Genomic DNA, 19,645 nt, shown 5'->3' with positions numbered 1-19,645 from the left:
TCCGCTAGTTCCGCAAGCGCCCCAATAGTATCGAGGGTATTTTAGACACACTTCGTGGCAGTAGCTGGTAGCTACCACCAGTATTTATTAAATATAAACTAGTAGTTTGCGGCTACGTGTCAGGTATCTGGCTCAGGGGCAGCAGCCTCCCGGATCTCGGCGACTGTGGCCTCGGTTTTGAATGCGGTGCCGCTGTAGTGGGCCTGTGAGGCCGCGAAGCCAGCCGCCCGCAGATCGCTGAGAAAGTCGTTCATCGAGTTTGCTGGCACACCCCACTGTTTGCAGAGCCGGTGTTGGTCGTAGTGCGTCGGCGTATCGAGCTCCGTCGCGACCGTCGACAGCAGACGTTCGGCACGGCTGGCAGTTCCCATCTCGGCCGAGAGCTGGTCGACGACCGACCTCGTGAACTCGCCGTCGGCGACCGGCCCGAGCCAAAGCGGCCCTGCGGTTAGGGTCCGGTTACTCCCACAGACTGGACACGTTTCGGGAACGGATGTCGGATAGAAACCGAATTCGTACTCCCGAGAGAGACATTCTTCGCAGTGATGAATGTACCCAAGCGATTCGAGCAGGCGGTCCGCAGCGGTCGCTCGGTGGTCGAGTTCGAGGTAGGTCCGGGCGTAGTGCCGCGAGACGTGCGAACAGATTGGCGTGGCGGCCACGTCGTAACGCGCGGCGGTTCGGATCAGTGCCGAAAGCAGCGTCCGCAGGCCCATCTCGGGGTGGTAGTCGGTGTTCTGTGGCACCGCACTGTACTTTCTGATGCCGCTCTGGAGGTGCGCCCCGCAGAGCGGCGCGGTGTCGGTCGCGGTCACACACACGAGGTTTCGCGTGGTGGCGAACGCCGCGTCAGCGAACGGAATCGGCGTGCCGAAGGGATCGAGGTCGACCACGTCGAACATCGACTCGTGAAGCAGGGCGTTGACGTTCCGGTGTTCGACGGAACCCGCAAGCCCATTGCGAGCGAGGTTTTCGCCGGCGAGTTCAGCCGCTTCGCTGTCGAGATCACAGCAGGTCACCGAATACCCCTCGCTTGCCGCCCGAACACCCCGAATCCCGGAGGCGGCCATCGCGTCGAGGTAGGTGTCAACGCGGGGTTCGCGCTCGCGGTAGGCACGGAGCACGGCCACCGTGATATCCCGGTTGAGCTCCATCGTCGGATTGAAAAAGACGCCGTCGCCGCTGCCCTCGCGGGTGCCGTCGCGCGGCTGGTCGACCTCGATATCGAGGCCGCCTTCGGAGAGTTGCATACATCCGCTCGGCGAAGCGAGCCAAAAAAGGATGCGAACCCCCTCAGTGAGACTGGAAGGTCGCACCGAACCTGTTTTGATGGCGGTGTGAGTAGGGCCAGTTGTGAACCGGATCGACGACTGGCGTGCGGCGCTCGCGGCGGCTGGCGAGCTACGGCCGGAGATCGCCACTGCCATCCTCTCGATTCACGGTGACCGCGGCGTACGGGCAATCGACGCGGTCTCCGAACGCCGGGTCAAGCGGTACCGCGATTTCACAGTCGTCGTTGGCTACGACGAGGAGTACGTTGTCGAAGACGGCGGCTGTTCCTGCAAGGACAGCCAGTACAACCTCGACCCCGACGATCCGACTCAGCAGTGCTGGCACGCGCTGGCAGTCGACATCGCCGAGCGCGTCGGCGTCGTCGACGACCACGATATGTGGTACTCGGACGTCCGAGAGTTCATGTGACGGTATATAAACAACGATTAATCGAGGACTACTGTCGTTTTCGACGTCGGTAGGAAATAGCTACTCGAGTATTGAGTCGAGCTCGGCGAGCAGTTTATTCGATGAGATCGGTTTGGTGACGTACCCGTCAGCGCCGGCCTTGGCAGCCTCCCGCATCTTCTGTTCCTGTTCGACGCTTGTACACATGACGACGATCGTCTCCGGGGATCGGCTTTTTATCTCCGTGAGGGCTTCGATACCGTCCATCTCCGGCATCACGATATCGAGTGTGATCACCGCCGGGTCGAGTGATTCGAACTTCGAGACGGCTTGTGCTCCGTTTTCGGCGGTCCCAACCACGTCGAAACGATCATCGAGACTGTCAGAAATTATCGTTCGTTGAAATGATGAGTCGTCTACGACGAGCGTCCGAAATGCCATACAATCACTGTGTGGAGTATTTATATAGAGCTTACTCCTGGCGGTGAGGCGCCGACCTACCGACCGGCGGCCGTCGAGATCACGACATACAACAGTGGTCCGAACGCGCTCCCGAGCGCTGCAACCACCCACGGATCGAGCGAGCCACCCGCAACGAGACCCGCTGCGACCAGTCCGGCCGCACCGACCAGCCCACCAACCGGGACGAGACGACGGCGTCGACGGCTCACGCCGGTCGAGCGGGCCGCGAACACCGTTCCGGCGACGAACACCAGTACCGCACTGACGGTGCCTTCGACGGCTGCTCCCGCGTAGATACCGCCAGCGAGCAGTAAGCCCGCGAGTAGTCCACAGCTGGTTTCGGCTCGCCGCGGACCGAACCACCGTGGCGGTGTGCCGTCGCTGACGGCGTAGACAGCGACCGGTAGAAACACACCGAGACCCAGCAGTATGCCGAACAACAGCGACTGGAGGGTTGGGCCGAACAGCCTGAGAACGTCGACGACGACGCCGATTGCCACGAGCCCGGCCGTGACGGTGACCGCGCGCGGCGGTAACACCGTCGACGGCTCGTCGTCGACGTGGATCGCGTACGCTGCGAACGGGTAGGCAAACAGCGCACAGACGACGGCCGCAGAGTAGAACTCACCGAGCGAAAACAGCACGAAGCCGCCGAAGACGGTGCCGAGCAAAACACCCGTTACAAGCGCCAACTCAGGTGCGTAGCGGTTCATGCGTCAGTATTGGACCGACCAGTCAAAGAGTCACTCGATCCGCAGAATAGCCAGCGGAAGCGTTTAGACGGCCCCCTGATTACGGATTGATATGGCGAACTGTCCACTGGCGGATGACTGCCCCAGTTTCTCCGAGCGGATTAAAGGAATGGGCTGTCAGCATTACGGTGATCGTGGCGGTGCCGAGTGGTGTAACCACTACGAGATGCCGATCAGAGAGCTGAAACAACAGCCGATCAAAGTCGGCGAAGAGGTCGTCGTCGACGTCACCGATATGCACGAAAGCGGCGCTGGCGTTGGTCGGACCGACGACGGCTTTATCGTCTTTATCGATGGTCTGCTTCCCGAGGCTCGGGCTGTGGTCCGCATCGACCGCGTGCTGTCGAACCACGCCCGTGCGAGCGAGATCGTCGAACGCCTGCCGCTTGAAGACGAGGATGAGGACGAAGCCGAAACCGACGATGAGAGCGTCGACGCTACCGACGGCGACGACGATAGCGACGGCCGCGACCGAACGGGTCGGCGCGGACCTGACCGCGAGCAGCTCGGCAGCCGTGAGAACTTCTGGGGCCGCTGAGACGGTCGCTGTAGTACGGCCGACCGGTGGACAGTCGGAACTGTAGCTTTTTCCCGGCCGCTTGCGAACCCAGAGCCATGCCAGACGAAACCGACCGGTCGCAGACCGAGACAGCCGACACCGCGGAACTCGATGTCGACACACTCCTTGAGCGAGCGGGCTTCGACGCGTCGACGAACGTGCTGACACGCCGCCAAGCCGAGGTGCTCGCGCTCCGCGAGCGAGGGATGCGACAGCGAGATATCGCCGACCGGCTCGGTACCTCACGGGCAAACGTCTCCAACATCGAGTCTAGCGCGCGCGAAAACATCGCCAGCGCCCGTGAAACGGTCGCGTTCGCCGAGGCGATTTCCGCCCCTGTGCGTATCGAGATCCCGGCCGGGACCGATCTGTTCGATGTCCCCACGCAAGTGTACGACGCCTGCGACGCAGCCGCGGTGAAAGTCCCGTATACTGCCCCCGAGCTAATGACGCTCATTACTGATGCTGCCAGTAGCGCGATCGACGGCCGCGCGGTTCACGAACGACTCCTGCTTGGGGTTACTGACTCCGGCGAGGTTCGGGTCCGTCGCTCCGGCGAGTAGGCGGTGGCTACTCCCAGGTTTCGATCAGACCGTCGCGAATGTCCTCAACGCACCCTTGGCAGTCAGTGTGATCGGAATCAAAACAGGCCGGTCTCGCCTCGGAATCGAGGTCGACGGCTCGCTTTTCGGCGTAGCGCCGACAGACGAGCTGGGCGCGGCCGGCATCGTCGACCGGTAGCTCCGCAACTGCCTCGGAGGCGCTGGCGCTGGTGTCGCCTTTCCCCTCGGCGTAGGCCTGCCGTGTACGCTCGTACTCCTTGCCGAGAATCCGGAGCCGATCGCGTACGAACCGTTCGAGACGCTCGTCCATACCTCGTTGTCGACCGCCGATAGTATAGCTCCGTTGCTGGCTGCAGTGCACGCCGACCGGATTTCTGCCCGTGGCCTCGGCAGTAATTCGACTGAAATATTCGGATCTCCTCTCCAGTCGATCCCGCCGCAGTCATGCGGTTTTCTGCTCGGCTGTTGCCCCCGGTAGCTTTTATACCATGAAGCTCGAACCGTCGTATGTCTCCCAATGAATACAAGGTGGAGACAGTGATACTATGACAGAGTTGCGGACACACGCAGCCGAGATTGCAGAACAGTTCTCGGACCATATCGACGTGAGTACAGACGACGTAGAAGAACGCCTCCAGCGACTGGTGACCGAGTACAAGGTCCCCGTCGACGAAGCGCGGCGAAGCGTCACCAATAGCTATCTCGACGAGGCAGGCCTCGACCGCGACGAGCTCGGCCGCGGCGGCGCTGATGCCGTCTTAGTCGACGAGATCGACGAAGACGAACAGTGGGTCGACATTACCGTGAAGGTCGTCGATCTGTGGGAGCCCCGCAGTGAATCGATTGCTCAAGTCGGGCTCGTCGGCGACGAATCGGGCCGCATCAAGTTCGTCTCGTTTACGACCTCCGAACTCGACGAGTTGGAGGAAGGAACAAGCTACAAACTTGCCAACGTCGTTACCGACGAGTACCAGGGCGACTACTCGGTCAAGCTCAACCGAACGACGACGATCACCGAACTCGACGAAGAGATCGAGGTCGGCGACAACTCGACGACCGTCGAAGGCGCACTGGTCGACGTACAGTCGGGCAGTGGCCTGATCAAGCGCTGTCCCGAAGACGGCTGTACGCGCGTGCTCCAGAACGGCCGCTGTTCGGAACACGGCGAGGTCGAAGGCGAGTTCGATCTCCGGATCAAGGCCGTTCTCGACGACGGCCGAGAGGTCCACGACGTGATCTTCAACCGTGAGGCCACCGAGGAGCTCACCGGTATCGAACTCGAAGAAGCCAAACAGCAGGCGATGGACGCCCTTGACACCTCGGTCGTCGCCGACGGCATCCGCGTCGACATTCTGGGACGCTACTACCGCGTAACAGGTCCGACGCTCGGCCGGTACGTGCTGGCGAACGAATTCGAGCAGTTGGACGGGCCAACGTCGATCGATGAACTGCGTTCCAACGCGGGGTCGGTCGCATGAGCTCCGATCAGTCGGTTCCGACCCGCGAGGTCGCCCAGCGCGTTTTCGCCGAGGAGTTCAACGACGCGAGCTACACGTTCAAGGAGTCCGACGACGACCGCGCGCCGGTGTACGCCCTGCTGCCGACCGGCGAGCAGGCCAACCGCATCTTCTTCGTCGGTACGCTGACCGAGACCGACGACGTCGGCACCGACAACGAGTACTGGCAGGGCCGGATCGTCGACCCGACGGGGACGTTTTTCGTCTACGCGGGTCAGTACCAGCCCGAGGCCGCCAGCACCCTGCGGGAGTTGGAGCCACCGGCCTACGTCGCGGTCGTCGGCAAACCCCGAACGTACGAGACCGACGACGGCAACATCACGGTCTCGGTGCGCCCAGAGTCGATCACGCCGGTCGACGCTGCCACGCGCGACCGCTGGGTCGCCGAAACCGCCGAGCGGACGCTCGAACGGATCGACAGCTTCGACGATGAGACCAACGAGTACGCCCGTATGGCCCGCGAGCAGTACGGCGAGGACCTCTCATCGTACGTCGAGACGATTACCGAGGCGTTGGACAGTCTCGAAGACGACAGGTCCGGCCAGCAGGCCGAACAGCCGGTCGACAGTAGTCAGTAGGCAGATCCAACTGTCTACATCTCGCGGCTACTGTCGACGCACTTATTTTTCGAAAATGGAGTTGTTCGTTCAGTGTGTGGCCGTGTCGTTCATCCCGGACTGGACCCAGAACCACGAAACTGGCGGGACAAACAGGAACAGCAGGAATATTACGGTTTTACTCTGTTCGGTGATGGCCTCTGCAGCATCGGATATCTGCCAGAACGACATGATGTTCACCAGTGGAATAACTGCCAAAATCGGTGTCAGACTCCGATTCGTGCCTTCGTCCAGTTGTTTGGCAGCAGAGTACCCCCAGTACAGTGAGTACAGGCCAAGCGTGACGATCGATAACCCGACCTGGATTCCGAGGGACTTTGCTTCGAATGCTGACGAGTTCGTGACGCTAGCGGGTTGCGACATGGCTACTGTCATTTTTGCTAACAATATAAAACTTTGAAATTACTTCAAAACAGGTACTGTCTAGTTAAGCCAATTTGAGAAGCGAGCAGTTCGTGGTTTGAGTTGTTGATGCTATCCCCAGAACTGCTCAGACAGTCGTTAGACACGGCAAATCTTGAATGTTGGGAGCGAGAGCGGACGGCGACGCCCGTCAGGGCGTTCGCCGTCCGGCTCCACGCGACCGGCTGTTCGCTTAGAGAGACACAAGAGATTCTTCGATTGTTCGGCGTTCAACGCTCTCATCAGGCGATCTTTCAGTGGGTACATCGAGTAGCTGACAGCGTGCCCGACCCGCCTGAGGCGCAGCCGAAGCGGGTCGCTGTAGACGAGACCGCTGTCAAAATCAATGGTGAGTGGTCTTGGTTGTATGCTGCAATAGACCTCGACACTAAGTTGGTTTTGGGTGTCGATCTGTTCGGATCCCACGGCACGGATCCAGCTGCTGCGTTTCTCCATGGACTCTCCGAGAAACACGACCTCTCCGAGGCCGTGTTTCTCGTCGATGGCTTCGGCTATCAGACTGCCCTTGCTCGATTAGGACTCAGCGGTCGGCGTGATTATACAGACCGAAACCTGATCGAAAAGTGGTTTCAGACGCTCAAAATGCGGATCGACCGCTTTCATAATTCGTGGGTGGGCAGTCGGTCGAGCGTCCGCAGTTGGTGTTCACAGTTTGTACATTATTATAACCGCCAGCGACCGCATCAAACGCTAGGTGATCGACCGCCAGCAGAGGAGGTTGCTAACTAGACAGTGCCTCAAAACAGTACATACCAATAAAATGTATTAACATTTCTGTTCTCAATATCTATCTATCCTCAAGGCGAGAATCCCGGCGTTTACGCCGGGCGTGAAGCCGACATAAGTCATACAATCCACCGACGACATTCTCTCTGGATATTCAACGCTCTCCAACACCATTAAGTTGGAATACCTACATAGCCTATGTATGGCGATTCAGGCCACTCGGACCTACGTTGCTTCCATTCAGAACCAGCAACAGGTTTGTGATGGCTTTGATTCGCTCGGCGATTCCGCCTCGAAACTCTGGAACGTTGCACGGTGGACCGTAGATCGGGTGTGGGAGGCGACCGGCGAGATTCCCAACGAAGGTACACTCAAAGCCTATATGAAAACCCGACCCTGCTGGAAGGATCTAAACTCCCAATCAAGTCAGGCAGTTATTGAAGAACTGTCTGGTGCCTTCCAGTCATGGTTCGACGTGCGACAAACGGATGATCGGGCAAACCCACCCGGCTACCGTAAACACGGTGATAGCCGCCCACGATCCACGATCACGTTCAAAGAAGATGGGTTCAAACACGACCCTGAAAACAACCGTGTCCGGCTCTCAAAAGGTGCAAACCTGAAAGAAAATTGGTCGGACTTCATTCTCTGTGAGTACCAGACACGCCCGGACGTTGATCTCTATAAGGTCGAGAGAGTCCAACAGGTGCGGGCTGTTTGGAACGGTGAACAGTGGGAAATCCACTTTGTGTGTAAGGTCGACATCGAGACATCCGATTCAGCAGGTGACGGTGTGGCTGGTATCGACCTCGGTATCAAAAATATCGCAACAGTGGCGTTCCCCGACGAATACGTGCTGTATCCCGGTAACTCACTGAAACAAGACAAACACTACTTCAAGCGGGCAGAGTACACCACGGAAGGCGAGAACGGCCCCTCAGAGCGGTCAGAATGGGCACGTCAGAAGCTCTCAGAACGGGAGACGCACTTCTACCACACTTTCTCGCAAGCGATCATCGACGAGTGTGTTGAGCGTGGTGTCGGGACGCTCGCGGTGAGCTGGCCCGAAGATGTGCGGGACTCTGATTGGGGAAAGACCGGTAACAAGAAGTTGCATACATGGGCGTTCGACCGGATCTACCAGTATCTCGCCTACAAGGGTGAGGAACGTGGCGTTGAGGTACTGAAAGAAAACGAGTGGAACACCTCAAAGACCTGTTGTAACTGTGGGGATACGACCGACAGTAACCGTGTTGAGCGTGGCTTGTATGTCTGTTCATCCTGTGGATTGGTCGGCAACGCCGATTGTAACGGAGCCGAAAACATGAGACAGAAGATAACTCCGAGTCCTCACGGCGAGGATAGGAGTAACGGCTGTGTGGCACAGCCATCGGTACACATGTTCGACCGCGAAAGCGGGACGTTTCAGACGAGAGAACAGGCCGTATCGTAAACCAGCAAATATCCCAACTGCGGTACGGGAAGCCCCGTCGTTTACGACGAGGAGGATGTCACATACTGAAACGGATAGCTCAACTGTCAACGGGTCTGTTTCGATAGCCGTCTGACGAATGATTAAGTAACCCCAGCGTCCTTTTGTGCACAGAGAGATCCGTACAGATGGGAAATAAAAACAAGACAATCTCGTTTCGGGTCAACGAGGACGCCTTCGAGACGCTGCGAGAGATCGCCGAACAGCGCGACATTTCGCTCTCGGCCGTGTTTCGCGACTACGTCGACATGCTGGTCGACCACGACGGCCGCGTTGAAGTCGTCCCGGAACACGAACGACGCGGCACCGATGCGGCGGCCGACAGCGAACAGTTCCCGCCGACCGTTGAGGTACCGAAGAGCTTTATCCGTGAACACGAGCGACTGGAACTCGAAGCCGATCACCTCCGCGAGCAGCTAGAGGAGCACAAACAGTACGTCACGCACCTCCGCGAGCAGGTCGACGACGAGGACAACGAGGATGTGATCTTCCTCGAAGATCTGGACGCCGACGCCGACGAGCCGTCGTTCCAGATCGGATAACCCTTTTTACCCGTTCGTTAGTTGGCGTTTCGCGTCGGCGAGTTCCTGGCTTCGACTGCTGTCGACTTCGGTTTTCGCGAGTGCTTCGGCGGCTTCGAGCGTTCGGATCGACTGATCGAGAAACGAGAGAATGTCGCCCGAGTAGGCATAGAGCATGTAATCGTCGCCCATCACGTGGACGATGTCGTCGGGACCGAAGCCCTGGGCGCGGAGTTCGAGGAGGTAGGAAATGAACTTGCGTTCGGCACAGCCGCAGTAGGGGTGGGCCTTGCAGTCGCAATCGAGGAAGTCCTCGGCGAAATCCAGCACGCGGTCCTGGGTGGTCGAATCGAGGTTCGCAAGGCTGTTGCCGGTGAACAGCAGGTCGAGTGTCGCTCCGGCGAAGGCGCTTTTCGGGAAGCTCGTCTCCAGTTGGGAGGCGAGCTGTCGGTGGTTTTTGACGTAGATCTTGTCCGTGATGGCCACAGCTACCTCGTTGGAGGTCGTCGGGCGTGAAAAACGTCGCGCTCGATCCCTGGCAGGGTGTCGACGCGGGCCGTGGCAGACCTCCCCGCGGAGAACCCCGAGTCGTAACGTATTTCTTTACGAGTAGAGTAGCCATGAGTGCGTGTCCGGGTTGGGGTAGTGGACTATCCTTCAGCCTTGTGGAGGCTGAGACGCGGGTTCGATTCTCGCACCTGGACCTACACGGCTACGCCGTGTGGCGTTTTTCCCGGTTCTCATCAACAGGAGAACCATATGACTCAAGTTCAAAAGGCGGGTATCCGACTGGTCACAAAACCAGCCGAAAATTACCTGTCAGAACGGCAGTTGACGGACTATCGAGAACACCGAGAACGCCTCATCGGTTGGATGGTAAACATCGGGAAAGACCCCGAACACGGAGAGGGATACGCCTACGATACTGCGAACGGGCGGGCATACCGGCTCGACAAATTCTATCGGTACGTCTGGAAAGAGCTGGAAGGACGCTATACGACCGAGATCACCCACGATCACGCCGACGCCTACATGAGGGAGCTTGCCTACGGAGAAACCTCACAGGAGAACAAAGCAAGCCATTTGAAGGCGGTCAAGATGTTGTTCCGGTGGCGGGCATATGCCCTTGACGGCGAAGAATGGGAACCAGAGATTAGCTTCAGTACGAACACGGGGAATACCAACCCTAAAGACTACCTCACACGGGAGGAACGAAGTGCCGTCAGAGAGGCTGTGCTTGAGTTTGGGAGCGTTCCGAGTTACGACAACCTAACCCCCGAACAACGCGACCGATGGAAGATACACCTTGCACAGCGGTTTGAGAAACCGAAACGAGACATAGGCCCGGATGAGTTCAAACGGGCCAATTCGTGGAAGATCCCGAGCTTGTTTTGGACAGCACTCGATGCAGGATTACGGCCTATAGAGGTCCAACGGGCCAAAGTAGGGTGGGTTGACGTTAACAACGCTCTCCTACGCATTCCGAAAGAGGATTCGTCGAAAAATACGGATAACTGGACTGTCTCACTGACGGATCGCACTGCGAACGCACTCGGAAGATGGCTGGCCGAGAGAGAACAGTACGATAAGTATCTGGATTCTGATTCGTTGTGGCTCAATCGTTCCGGGAATCCGTACAAGCATTACTCTTTGAACCCCTTGTTTCGTCAAGTCTGTGAGACTGCAAGGATTCCTTCAGAGGGTCGCACGTTTTATTCAATCCGCCATTCGACGGCGACCTATATGGCCCGAGAAGAAGACTTAGGGGCGGCACAGGCTCAGCTCCGCCACAGAAGTCCACAGACGACTATGCGATACGATCAGGCTCCGGTTGAAGATCGACGAGATGCGTTGAACCGGATGGGATAACGATGGAATAGGAAATCTCCTCCGAGGGATGCTTGTAATCCCCGATAAGGCCTGTAGAGGCTATCGCGTGGGTTACCGTTTCGAACCAGACGGTTCTCACTCGTCTTCCGTCCATATCTTGCTATCTTCTCAGATGGCTCGTTGGGCCGTCGTGAACCCGACTGATATTTTCGGTCGCACCCAGAGGGCTACCCAGCGGCCTTACTGAATAAGGAAATCCATGAGATCAAAACCAAACAGAGACCCGAGTAAGGAACTCACACCGAGAGCCGCACGCCGCCAGTTTTTGAACGCCAAGCGTGGAAACGTCAAGGAGTCCTCACACAGAGCCTACAAGTTCCCGACAAAGCATTTTGTCGAATATTGTGAGAACAACGGCATCGAGGTGATCGGCGAAGTCAACAGCTACCTCATTGAGTTGTGGGTACAGAAACGGGAAGCCGAGAACATCAAGCAGATAACGGCGAAAAACACGGTCAAGCACGCTCGGGTGTTCTTCAAATGGTGCGAGAACTCCGGCCTTATTGAGCCGGGAATCACTGACCGAGTACGAGTGCCCGAAACAACCGAACGTGAAGAAGTCAGTAGCAAAACCGTTCGCCGTGAACAGGCCGAACAGATACTTCAAACACTGTCTACCTACGAATATGCCACCCGGACACACACAGCGTTCCGGTTCATGTGGGAAACGGGCTGTCGGGTCTCTGGAGCTGTGTCTATCGACATAGATGATCTGAGGAGGAACCCTACGAACGGGAAACCTACGGTCTCTTTTCGGAATCGGATCAATGAGGGAACGCCGCTGAAAAATCGGGACAAGAGCGAACGAACAATCATGATTTCGGAAGACCTCCGAGAACTTCTTACAGATTATATCGAAGGCCGCCGAGACCGCGTTGAAGACGACTACGGACGCCGACCGTTGTTTACGACCCCATCGCGCCGCGTTTCCCGACAAGTGCTGTATAAGGATACTGTCGCCATCTCTCGTCCCTGTGTCTATGCTGGATTTTGCCCCGATGGACGTGAGATCGAGTCTTGCGAATCTGCTCGAAGTAAGAAAAAGGCCTTCTCGTGCCCAGACAACTTCTCATTGCACCCGATCAGGCGTGGCTCAATCACTGATCACCTCAACCGAGGTTGGCCCAAAGAAGTACTCTCGGAACGAGTAGATGTGTCCGTAGAAGTTCTAACAAAACACTATGACGCCCGAACCGAACAAGACGCCTTAGACCGAAGAGAAGAGTTCCGAGACCTCGTCTGAAAATCCCAGAAGGGGCCTTCTATAATATATCCGATAGGTTGATATTCTGTCCGCTCGTTAGGAAGGTATGGCACTCAAGCCGTCTCCGATGCAGGCTGTACTCGTCCAAGAGGCCGTGGTTTCCGCTATCAAGAGCGGTGAGCTTGGAAAGCACGAAGAGGAGCTGATGCAGGACTTCTGCAACGATATCGACCTGTACCTCATCGGCGTTAGCCTGTAGTGGCCAACCCAGAAGGGCACTTCCCGGTTCGGGACTGAAACGTAGAAGGCCCCTTCCAGACCTTTCGAGAAACTGTTATATTCTTTCGGCCCCCTATAGGATATTGCGGGCAATGACCCGTGGTAGGCTTCATTTGGGTTCGATCTGGTTGGCCCATCCAGTCGCCGGTCGTCGGCTCACTCGGCTGGTTACCGAGAACGGCCATTTTCCGGAAATGAATCAGTAGATGAGATCGGAGATCGTTGAGTCTGTCAGTAGAATCCCTTACAGCTCCTACTGGGAATGCCAAATACCAGTGCCCAGTTCAGCGGGAACTGCCTGTTCTATCCAGACCCCGATACAGCGGGAACCGCCTGTCTCATCCAAGGCCCAACCCAGCGGGAACACCGACTCCCCAGTTCGGCATATCCCCTGACCCCAGCAGAGTCGGGGCGTTCCCGCTGTATTGAGCTACCTCAATTGTTCCCTCTAATATCCTAATTAAGCCTGTGACGCCGCTCCCTCAACCGTATGAATATACGCCCTTTAATATACCCTCTTAGGGGTTTAAATACGACTTCTCGGATTTGAGGACAGTATGCGCCACGGTAATTAGACGATTTGATCGTGATTTTGGGTAGAATATGTGTTTCAGACCTCCTTTTGTGAATCCGTTAGAACATCCAAACCTGTCTGGATACGGGTAATTCTCACGCGCGTTCTCTACTGTTTTCTGCCAATATGCGTCCCAGTTATTACTGAGGATAATTCTCCATCGGGCCTGTTGTTTAAGAATCATATTTCGGCCTTTGCGTTGCCAAAATCTTGGAAATTTTCGAGGTGACCAACGTAGTATATCGACAGTCCAAAATCGAGTGGTGTAATAACCCACTCTGGTGTATCGACAATCAACGAACCAGTGCTACAGTCTCACTCACCACTCGGTACTCGTCTACAGCTCCGGGACTGCTCACACCTGTTACGTTTCGAGTATTTAAAACCGGCGTAAGCCGGTAGTGACGGCCTGATGTCTGTGATTAGTGATCAAAGATTAGGGCCGTCACCAAGAGAAACGAATCCAGGAAATTTCAATTCTACCCACTCCGTTTCGAGTGAGTTGTACTCGCTGCTCGACGCAGTCGACAGCGAATCCATTGCCGACCAGTTCGAAATCGGTAAACACAGTTCAACTCACGACTTCGACAACCACATCAAAATCGCAGTCCGCGAGGGACTTGATCCATCAAGTTCTCTCGCTGAACTTGCGGACAAGACCGAGACAAACGACCAACTCGAGGCAATGGCTGCCTCAACGTTCTCTCGGTACACGAACGACCGCGACTACCGCGCGGTCGTTCGCTTCCTCTTCGCGTTACTCCACACGCCACAGCTGTATCATCAACGAGCCGTCCAACGAAAAAGGCTTGAGTGGCTTACCCGCGGCGTTGTTGCTGTCGATGCAACAAACCTCGAACTTACACGCTCAGTCGTCGTCTCAGACGAGTTCGTCGGAGACGACGAGCAGACCTACAAAATTGACACAGACGATGGCGGACTTGAGCTTCACTGTGCTGCACGCGTGGATGGTGAACACAAGCACCCGCTCGGTGCAACAGTCACAGAAGGCGATACTCACGAAAGTCCGCAGTTCGATCACCTCAAGGACGATGTCGAGGTCTTCGCAGACCTCGACTCGATCATCTGGGTCTTTGACCGTGGATACACGCGTTATCTCCGGTTTTGTGAAATCAAACATAGCGACGATGACTTCGTCACACTGCTGCAGTCAGATGCTCGGCTCGACGTTCTGGAGCGCGTCCAGAACGTCGAAGTCACCAACGAGAGTGAAACAAGGCAGATCCGTGATGACCGAATCGAACTCGCCGAGACTGGTGAAGAGTTTCGTCGGATCGTCTTGGAAACACCAGATGAAGAAGAGATCGAGTACCTGACGACGCTGGCGTCGTCAGCGTACGATCCTATTGACGTGATCAGCATCTACACGCTCCGGACAGTGATTGAGATTCTGTTTCGGGAGCTGAAACAGTATCTGAACATCGAGAACTTCCACTCAAAATCGCTAAACGGCGTCTTGTTCGAGTTGTTCGCTGCGTTGATTGGGCTGGTTCTGATCTACTGGCTGCGGCAACGCCACCCGGTGAAGGGTGGCGTGCCGCGAACCATTCAGAAAGTCCGGACGCACTGGAACAAATCGCTGGATACGTTCGGCTGAGTTCGTCTCACCCAACTGGGTCAGCCGTCGCCGACAGCGACGGCTTTGGCTAGAGAAGTCGAAATACGCTGTACTGATACTGGAAACCGCCTCATTCACTGCTCCGGATCGGTTACAACCTTGTCTGATCGAGATATTCTCGCTCAGTTAGCGCACTCAACCTCTTCTGGATCAAGTCGTTTCCTCGGTGGCTTTATCAACTCGAAACGCGACAACCAGCCACCACTGAATTCCACGTTAAAATCGTATCGCTCTGCTAAGCGTCTGAGGTCCCGCTGTTTCTGTGTAGAACTCGTATTTGTTTCAATGAAATAGTCGTCTGACAGTTCCCACGGTTGGAGTATCTCAGTCCCCTCGTACCGTTTCTTGTCGTGTATAATGGGCCGCGTTCTCCCCGGAATGTATGGGAGCGGTTCCAGTTTCTCAATGAGGTCGTGGCTCTCAACCAGATATTCAACCGCGTCAACGAATGCCTCAACCTGCATTTTCGAGCTGAATGTAACAAACGCGTTCCCGCCGCTTACAAATTCGATACAGTACTCGCCATCAGAAGTCGGCTTATTATCTCCCGATGGTTCAATCGGATCAACCGGTTCTGGATCTACTGGGAGATCGCTATCGCCATCAATCTCGTTTTCTATGTCTTGGCTCAGCCTGTCGATCATCTCTTTGGCTTGAGACTCTGCGTGCGGTTTGATTGTCTCTGAGATACGGTCAGTGAGAAGACTTGTAATCTGATCCGCGATCTCCCCCTTCTCGCTGTCCAAAGTCCTCAGAGAATTCTTCAGTTCACGAATCTGGTTTGCAATCTTCTCTGACTCTCCTGACTGGATCGCGTCTTTGGTGAAGGCTCTCAGAATAGTCATGTTTGCAGGGAGATCCGTGAGCTGTGCAGAAGTTAGATTGTTTACTTGAACCTTTGAGTCAACGACCTCGCGCCGATAAAATTCGTATTCCTTTGCGTTAGTGAGGATACCCCAATTCACATCTTCGTTCTTGAGATAGGCCCTCAACTGCTTGCGGTGTTTCTGTGTCAGTGATGTATCGACGCCCTTTGCTTCGAGAAAGGCAACTGGCGTTCCTTCCAGAATCAGCGCGTAGTCAACTTTGTAGGTTCGATTGAATGCTTTTACAGAGTATTCCAACTGCGTATCTGCGGGTATCTCCCAATTGAGTAGATCAAGAAAATCTCGTAGCACTGCCGCTTTCGTCGTGGCTTCCTGCATTTGTGGGGCCGACTCAATGGTGGATTGGGCTTGATTGACGTACTCTTTCACCGCTTCCTCATCCATGAATACGAATATGTTCTCAATAGGATCATATCAAGGTACTCGATACGACTGATCAAACCATTTGAACCTCAGTAAACCCTCGCGGCTGTGAGCCGGTTGTTTATATAGTACGACCCCGTGAGTGTTACCTGAGAACCGGGTTAGGCTCGTCCGACTACAACAGCGCCGGAGGATCGCATTTGCGTCCGACGGCGCTTGTGGAGGCTGAGACGCGGGTTCGATTCTCGCACCTGGACCTTTCTGTCTCCGAACAACGTGAGGAGACGAAAGTCCATCTGTAAGAGATCGAACCCTGCCAGTCGCAGCGACCGAACGAAGTGAGGTCGACCGTCTGGCTCCGGTTCGATTCTCGCACCTGGACCTACCGTCGATTACGTTGGGTGTTTTCTGCTTCTCACAAAAAGTGCGAACACAGATTCACTTACAGCTTGTAATCGAATTACTCACGCAGGAGTCCTAAATTCTGCACTGTCGGCAGGTTCCAGTTGTACGTGACCGCAACGAGCCGAGTCGTAACAGTTGCGATTGCACAGACGGCCGCAGCCGTGTTTCCAGTCACTCCGACAGTCCCGACGACCCAGTACGCACTCGCACCGAGGACCGCACAACTCGCATAGAAATCCCTGAAGAGAATGAACGGCGGTCTATCGAGTAGAATATCCGCAAAGGCACCGCCGCCTGCGGCGTTGATCATTCCGATGACAACGATGCCGAATACGGAAATACCGGCCTCAGTGGCGACAATCGCACCCGTTGTGGTAAACGCCGCCAGTCCGATCGCATCCGAGACAAGTGTGACTGGGTGTGTTTCCGGAGACGATAGCACCGCGCTCAGTGCGATTGCGAGGCCAACACCAACGAATCCCAGACTGATTTCGATTGGAGACTCCAGCGCTAACGGCACCCGCGTAACGAGAAGATCGCGCGTTGCGCCGCCAGCAAACGCCATTGCCAGCCCGACGATTATGATCCCCAACAGATCGAACTCCTCTCGGATGGCCTTCGATGACCCCACAAAGGCGAATGCGACCAACCCGATCGTGTTCATAATGACGAATGGATCGCCGAACAGTACTGCGATGAACTCCTGGCTCACTACGCTCGGGTTTGACGGCGACTCTCTTGAGTGGCGCGTCTTGCGACGGCCGTCGTCAACAACGTCGACGAATCGAGAGTATTCTACCATCGCCGTATTCGAACCCAAATACCCGGTTTGTGATACAAGCCTTGCGATGAAACACAGACATGTCGAACATCTGTCCCAATAACCAACGGATATTGTCTTCAAAAGACAGATTCAAGTGTAGAAAATCTAATTAATCGAGCGCATGTTTGATGACACTAGACGAACCTTTCTGAAGCGTACTGGTAGTGTTGCTGTCGGAAGCGTTGTTCTGAGTGGTGCCACAGCAGCAAAGCCTGGAAACAAAGGCGGCTCGAAGCAACACACTGGTTCAGACGGTGGTTTTCCTCCGGAAGGGATCACCGAGTGGGGCGATTCTATCGAGCTAGGCAACGGGACGGTCTCGACTTTCTCGTCGGTAACGCCGTCTGGCAAGCCCAAACACGCCGGTATTCACTTTACGGAGGGGGCGTTTGAAGACCTGCCGTATGCTGAAGCGTTCGAGAACGGGGATGCAGAGGGACAGAAAGTTCACGGCTTTTGGTCACAACCGTTCAGTCTCGACTTCCCTGAGAACACGCCGGAACCGATCCAGTATGCTGGTTGCGGGTGGAATCCACAGGGTCACACCCCGGAAGACGTGTACGACCGTCCGCATTTCGACCTTCACTTCCACTTTTACGACCCACAAACGGTCGGTGAGATCGAAGGTGGCGTCGTCGAGGAGTTACCCGATGAGAACGTACCGGAGGGCTACCGATTAATCGAAGGTGGTGCGATCATTCCAGCGATGGGTGCACATCTCGCGCCCTCCGACGGCCCGGAGTTCGACGGCCAAGAGTGGAAAGAGACGCTGATTTGGGGGGGCAGCTGACGTCGACGGTGATGGCGACTACGAGAACTCCTTTGTTGAACCGATGATCACGCTGGATTACTTCCAAAACCACCTCTCGGGCGTCGAAAAACAGGATATCCCACAACCCGAGAGCTACCCGAAGGACGGTCAGTATCCAACCACCTATACAGTGCGTGACCTCGGTACCGATGGCTACGCTGTCGTGATGGAAGGTTTCGAACACCGAACCGCCTGACACCACGGGCTATCGACTGTCTGTGTGCAATTTCGATGCCCTGTCGAGAGCTTACCGAACCGGCGGCAGATTCGACGTCGACCCGCCCGGTTTGATAATCGAACTGTTGTCGCCGCGGCTCTGGATGATATTGAACGCGGTCATCAGATCTGTTCGGGAGATAATCCCGGTGAGGGTGTCTTGGTCGTCGACCACTGGGAGTCGACCGACGCCGTGTTCCTGCATTGTTCGGAGCGCTGTGATCGCATCCACGTGCGGGCCGATAGCGGTCACCTCGCGTTCCATCACGTCTTCGACCCGGTAGGCGTCGCGTTCGATCTCTTTGATCGTCCGGGCGTCGTCGAGTGTCACCATCCCAACGAGATCGCCACGGGCGTCGACGACCGGATACCCCGTATGGCGTTCGGAGAACATTCGACTGAGGAGGTGGGTAACCGTCGCGTCTTGCTCGACGACGTGGAGTTCGTCGCCCGGCGTCATGATGTCGCGAACCCGAACCCCCTGGAAGGCGGCTTTGACCGTCGACTGCTGGGCCTCGCCGGAGGCCGCAATATAGATGAAAAACGCCAAAATGATAAACAGCGGGCTGAATGCGAACAGTCCCAAGATCCCGAGCATGAACGCGAATATCTTGCCTACTTCGGCGGCGAGCTGGGTTGCCTGGGCGTGTGGACGCGTACGCGCGAGCAGGGCCCGAAGCACTCGACCGCCGTCCATCGGAAAGCCCGGAAGCATATTGAACACCGCCAGCGCGACGTTCATCAGCGCGAGATAGCCGAGGACGAACTGCAGCGGTCCGAGACTCGCCGGTGTCAGCAAAAAGGCGATGTACGAGATGGCTCCGACGAGCACACTGACCGCGGGGCCCGCGATGGCGATATTGAACTCCTTGAGCCAGTCTTCGGGAATCTCTTTAAAACTCGCGACCCCGCCGAGCAGCCACAGCGTGATCGACTCGATTTCGAGCCCGTAGCGCATCGCCACCAGCGAGTGGCCGAACTCGTGGAGCAGCACGCCGAAAAACAGGCCGCCCGCGGCTGCAAAGCCGAGCAGCCACGGTAGCGAGCCCGCCGTCAACGGTTCGGGAGCGATCGAACTGCCGAGCACGTCGTTGACGAGGTCGGTCAGTGTGACGATGTCCGAGCCGATAATCCACGCGAAAATCGGCAAGATAAACAGGAACGTCCAGTTGAGTTGGATGGGAATGCCGAAGGCGCTCCCGAGACGAATGCCACGCATACGCGAGAGTAGTCGGCGAGGCG

The 19,645-nt window shown here is 56.4% G+C and carries 23 protein-coding genes and 1 tRNA gene; 15 read left to right on the top strand and 9 right to left on the bottom strand.

Features of this window, described 5'->3' with window-relative positions:
• Positions 1-119 precede the first annotated feature (119 nt).
• Positions 120-1,250 carry a tRNA (guanine(26)-N(2))-dimethyltransferase gene (locus O2S87_RS00185; RefSeq protein WP_475406772.1) on the bottom strand — a complete coding sequence of 377 codons (1,131 nt, stop codon included), beginning with the start codon at positions 1,248-1,250 and terminating at the stop codon, positions 120-122.
• A 103-nt stretch (positions 1,251-1,353) separates the two neighbouring features.
• Here O2S87_RS00185 and O2S87_RS00180 point away from each other — a divergent pair, with 103 nt between their 5' ends.
• Complete coding sequence (locus tag O2S87_RS00180) at positions 1,354-1,701, top strand: metal-binding protein (protein ID WP_475406771.1); 348 nt, start codon at positions 1,354-1,356, stop codon at positions 1,699-1,701.
• A gap of 60 nt (positions 1,702-1,761) precedes the next feature.
• Here the strand turns inward: O2S87_RS00180 and O2S87_RS00175 are convergent, their stop codons facing one another.
• Entirely contained in the window at positions 1,762-2,121 is a 360-nt protein-coding gene (locus O2S87_RS00175; protein WP_475406770.1) for a response regulator, read from the bottom strand.
• Positions 2,122-2,177: 56 nt separating this feature from the next.
• Positions 2,178-2,855 (bottom strand): hypothetical protein, encoded by a 678-nt coding sequence (locus O2S87_RS00170; protein WP_475406769.1) that lies wholly within the window; start codon positions 2,853-2,855, stop codon positions 2,178-2,180.
• A gap of 91 nt (positions 2,856-2,946) precedes the next feature.
• On the opposite strand from O2S87_RS00170, the gene O2S87_RS00165 reads away from it, so the two are divergent.
• Positions 2,947-3,432 (top strand): TRAM domain-containing protein, encoded by a 486-nt coding sequence (locus O2S87_RS00165; protein ID WP_475406768.1) that lies wholly within the window; start codon positions 2,947-2,949, stop codon positions 3,430-3,432.
• 77 nt (positions 3,433-3,509) lie between these two features.
• Positions 3,510-4,016 (top strand): Tfx family DNA-binding protein, encoded by a 507-nt coding sequence (locus tag O2S87_RS00160; protein ID WP_475406767.1) that lies wholly within the window; start codon positions 3,510-3,512, stop codon positions 4,014-4,016.
• 7 nt (positions 4,017-4,023) lie between these two features.
• Here the strand turns inward: O2S87_RS00160 and O2S87_RS00155 are convergent, their stop codons facing one another.
• Entirely contained in the window at positions 4,024-4,326 is a 303-nt protein-coding gene (locus O2S87_RS00155; protein ID WP_475406766.1) for a DUF7091 family protein, read from the bottom strand.
• Positions 4,327-4,561: 235 nt separating this feature from the next.
• On the opposite strand from O2S87_RS00155, the gene O2S87_RS00150 reads away from it, so the two are divergent.
• Positions 4,562-5,494 carry a replication factor A gene (locus tag O2S87_RS00150; RefSeq protein ID WP_475406765.1) on the top strand — a complete coding sequence of 311 codons (933 nt, stop codon included), beginning with the start codon at positions 4,562-4,564 and terminating at the stop codon, positions 5,492-5,494.
• Positions 5,491-6,111 (top strand): RPA family protein, encoded by a 621-nt coding sequence (locus tag O2S87_RS00145; RefSeq protein ID WP_475406764.1) that lies wholly within the window; start codon positions 5,491-5,493, stop codon positions 6,109-6,111. Before O2S87_RS00150 ends, O2S87_RS00145 begins: the two co-directional genes overlap by 4 nt.
• Positions 6,112-6,180: 69 nt before the next feature.
• Here O2S87_RS00145 and O2S87_RS00140 read toward each other — a convergent pair whose 3' ends face one another.
• Positions 6,181-6,513, bottom strand: coding sequence for a DUF4234 domain-containing protein (locus O2S87_RS00140; protein WP_475406763.1), 333 nt, complete (start codon positions 6,511-6,513; stop codon positions 6,181-6,183).
• Positions 6,514-6,621: 108 nt separating this feature from the next.
• Between O2S87_RS00140 and O2S87_RS00135 the strand changes: the two genes are divergently transcribed.
• From O2S87_RS00135 to O2S87_RS00125, 3 genes are all read left to right on the top strand, one after another.
• Entirely contained in the window at positions 6,622-7,302 is a 681-nt protein-coding gene (locus tag O2S87_RS00135) for an IS6 family transposase (RefSeq protein ID WP_475406762.1), read from the top strand.
• Positions 7,303-7,501: 199 nt separating this feature from the next.
• Positions 7,502-8,752, top strand: coding sequence for an RNA-guided endonuclease InsQ/TnpB family protein (locus tag O2S87_RS00130; RefSeq protein ID WP_475406761.1), 1,251 nt, complete (start codon positions 7,502-7,504; stop codon positions 8,750-8,752).
• 167 nt (positions 8,753-8,919) lie between these two features.
• Positions 8,920-9,333, top strand: coding sequence for a DUF8146 domain-containing protein (locus O2S87_RS00125; RefSeq protein ID WP_475406760.1), 414 nt, complete (start codon positions 8,920-8,922; stop codon positions 9,331-9,333).
• A 6-nt stretch (positions 9,334-9,339) separates the two neighbouring features.
• Here the strand turns inward: O2S87_RS00125 and O2S87_RS00120 are convergent, their stop codons facing one another.
• Positions 9,340-9,798 (bottom strand): DUF5814 domain-containing protein, encoded by a 459-nt coding sequence (locus O2S87_RS00120; protein ID WP_475406759.1) that lies wholly within the window; start codon positions 9,796-9,798, stop codon positions 9,340-9,342.
• Between the two features lie 145 nt (positions 9,799-9,943).
• Between O2S87_RS00120 and O2S87_RS00115 the strand changes: the two genes are divergently transcribed.
• The 5 genes from O2S87_RS00115 to O2S87_RS00095 all read left to right on the top strand — a co-directional run bounded on the left by O2S87_RS00115 (position 9,944) and on the right by O2S87_RS00095 (position 14,877).
• Positions 9,944-10,016, top strand: a tRNA-His gene (locus O2S87_RS00115).
• A 55-nt stretch (positions 10,017-10,071) separates the two neighbouring features.
• A complete protein-coding gene (locus O2S87_RS00110; RefSeq protein WP_475406758.1) occupies positions 10,072-11,181 on the top strand; it encodes a tyrosine-type recombinase/integrase in 1,110 nt (369 codons plus the stop codon).
• Positions 11,182-11,401: 220 nt separating this feature from the next.
• Positions 11,402-12,445, top strand: a complete 1,044-nt coding sequence (locus O2S87_RS00105; RefSeq protein WP_475406757.1) for a tyrosine-type recombinase/integrase — start codon at positions 11,402-11,404, stop codon at positions 12,443-12,445.
• Between the two features lie 67 nt (positions 12,446-12,512).
• Positions 12,513-12,665 carry a hypothetical protein gene (locus O2S87_RS00100; RefSeq protein WP_475406756.1) on the top strand — a complete coding sequence of 51 codons (153 nt, stop codon included), beginning with the start codon at positions 12,513-12,515 and terminating at the stop codon, positions 12,663-12,665.
• A gap of 1,006 nt (positions 12,666-13,671) precedes the next feature.
• A complete protein-coding gene (locus O2S87_RS00095; protein ID WP_475406755.1) occupies positions 13,672-14,877 on the top strand; it encodes an IS4 family transposase in 1,206 nt (401 codons plus the stop codon).
• Positions 14,878-15,020: 143 nt separating this feature from the next.
• Here O2S87_RS00095 and O2S87_RS00090 read toward each other — a convergent pair whose 3' ends face one another.
• Together O2S87_RS00090 and O2S87_RS00085 are read right to left on the bottom strand one after the other, a co-directional pair.
• Positions 15,021-16,169, bottom strand: coding sequence for a type I restriction enzyme HsdR N-terminal domain-containing protein (locus tag O2S87_RS00090; protein WP_475406754.1), 1,149 nt, complete (start codon positions 16,167-16,169; stop codon positions 15,021-15,023).
• Positions 16,170-16,608: 439 nt separating this feature from the next.
• On the bottom strand, positions 16,609-17,265 hold the full coding sequence (locus tag O2S87_RS00085; protein ID WP_475406753.1) for a trimeric intracellular cation channel family protein: 657 nt from the start codon (positions 17,263-17,265) through the stop codon (positions 16,609-16,611).
• 232 nt (positions 17,266-17,497) lie between these two features.
• Here O2S87_RS00085 and O2S87_RS00080 point away from each other — a divergent pair, with 232 nt between their 5' ends.
• The gene (locus O2S87_RS00080) at positions 17,498-18,166 is read left to right on the top strand and encodes a hypothetical protein (protein ID WP_475406752.1); all 669 of its coding nucleotides are present in this window, start codon (positions 17,498-17,500) and stop codon (positions 18,164-18,166) included.
• Between the two features lie 43 nt (positions 18,167-18,209).
• Entirely contained in the window at positions 18,210-18,383 is a 174-nt protein-coding gene (locus O2S87_RS00075; RefSeq protein ID WP_475406751.1) for a hypothetical protein, read from the top strand.
• A gap of 51 nt (positions 18,384-18,434) precedes the next feature.
• Here the strand turns inward: O2S87_RS00075 and O2S87_RS00070 are convergent, their stop codons facing one another.
• Entirely contained in the window at positions 18,435-19,622 is a 1,188-nt protein-coding gene (locus O2S87_RS00070) for a CBS domain-containing protein (protein ID WP_475406750.1), read from the bottom strand.
• Between the last annotated feature and the right edge of the window lie 23 nt (positions 19,623-19,645).

Source organism: Halohasta sp. A2 (assembly GCF_056175805.1).
The sequence above is the reverse complement of the archived record's forward strand: the minus strand, read 5'-3'. Positions and strand labels throughout refer to the sequence as shown.

Excerpts from the sequence above, each read along its gene's own strand:
- O2S87_RS00175 (WP_475406770.1), bottom strand. The coding sequence starts at position 2,121 with ATGGCATTTCGGACGCTCGTCGTAGACGACTCATCATTTCAACGAACG.
- O2S87_RS00155 (WP_475406766.1), bottom strand. The coding sequence starts at position 4,326 with ATGGACGAGCGTCTCGAACGGTTCGTACGCGATCGGCTCCGGATTCTC.
- O2S87_RS00185 (WP_475406772.1), bottom strand. The coding sequence starts at position 1,250 with ATGCAACTCTCCGAAGGCGGCCTCGATATCGAGGTCGACCAGCCGCGC.
- O2S87_RS00130 (WP_475406761.1), top strand. The coding sequence starts at position 7,502 with ATGGCGATTCAGGCCACTCGGACCTACGTTGCTTCCATTCAGAACCAG.
- O2S87_RS00110 (WP_475406758.1), top strand. The coding sequence starts at position 10,072 with ATGACTCAAGTTCAAAAGGCGGGTATCCGACTGGTCACAAAACCAGCC.
- O2S87_RS00105 (WP_475406757.1), top strand. The coding sequence starts at position 11,402 with ATGAGATCAAAACCAAACAGAGACCCGAGTAAGGAACTCACACCGAGA.
- O2S87_RS00135 (WP_475406762.1), top strand. The coding sequence starts at position 6,622 with ATGCTATCCCCAGAACTGCTCAGACAGTCGTTAGACACGGCAAATCTT.
- O2S87_RS00090 (WP_475406754.1), bottom strand. The coding sequence starts at position 16,169 with ATGGATGAGGAAGCGGTGAAAGAGTACGTCAATCAAGCCCAATCCACC.
- O2S87_RS00125 (WP_475406760.1), top strand. The coding sequence starts at position 8,920 with ATGGGAAATAAAAACAAGACAATCTCGTTTCGGGTCAACGAGGACGCC.
- O2S87_RS00145 (WP_475406764.1), top strand. The coding sequence starts at position 5,491 with ATGAGCTCCGATCAGTCGGTTCCGACCCGCGAGGTCGCCCAGCGCGTT.
- O2S87_RS00150 (WP_475406765.1), top strand. The coding sequence starts at position 4,562 with ATGACAGAGTTGCGGACACACGCAGCCGAGATTGCAGAACAGTTCTCG.
- O2S87_RS00075 (WP_475406751.1), top strand. The coding sequence starts at position 18,210 with ATGATCACGCTGGATTACTTCCAAAACCACCTCTCGGGCGTCGAAAAA.
- O2S87_RS00100 (WP_475406756.1), top strand. The coding sequence starts at position 12,513 with ATGGCACTCAAGCCGTCTCCGATGCAGGCTGTACTCGTCCAAGAGGCC.
- O2S87_RS00170 (WP_475406769.1), bottom strand. The coding sequence starts at position 2,855 with ATGAACCGCTACGCACCTGAGTTGGCGCTTGTAACGGGTGTTTTGCTC.
- O2S87_RS00165 (WP_475406768.1), top strand. The coding sequence starts at position 2,947 with ATGGCGAACTGTCCACTGGCGGATGACTGCCCCAGTTTCTCCGAGCGG.
- O2S87_RS00095 (WP_475406755.1), top strand. The coding sequence starts at position 13,672 with ATGTCTGTGATTAGTGATCAAAGATTAGGGCCGTCACCAAGAGAAACG.
- O2S87_RS00080 (WP_475406752.1), top strand. The coding sequence starts at position 17,498 with ATGTTTGATGACACTAGACGAACCTTTCTGAAGCGTACTGGTAGTGTT.
- O2S87_RS00070 (WP_475406750.1), bottom strand. The coding sequence starts at position 19,622 with ATGCGTGGCATTCGTCTCGGGAGCGCCTTCGGCATTCCCATCCAACTC.
- O2S87_RS00160 (WP_475406767.1), top strand. The coding sequence starts at position 3,510 with ATGCCAGACGAAACCGACCGGTCGCAGACCGAGACAGCCGACACCGCG.
- O2S87_RS00140 (WP_475406763.1), bottom strand. The coding sequence starts at position 6,513 with ATGTCGCAACCCGCTAGCGTCACGAACTCGTCAGCATTCGAAGCAAAG.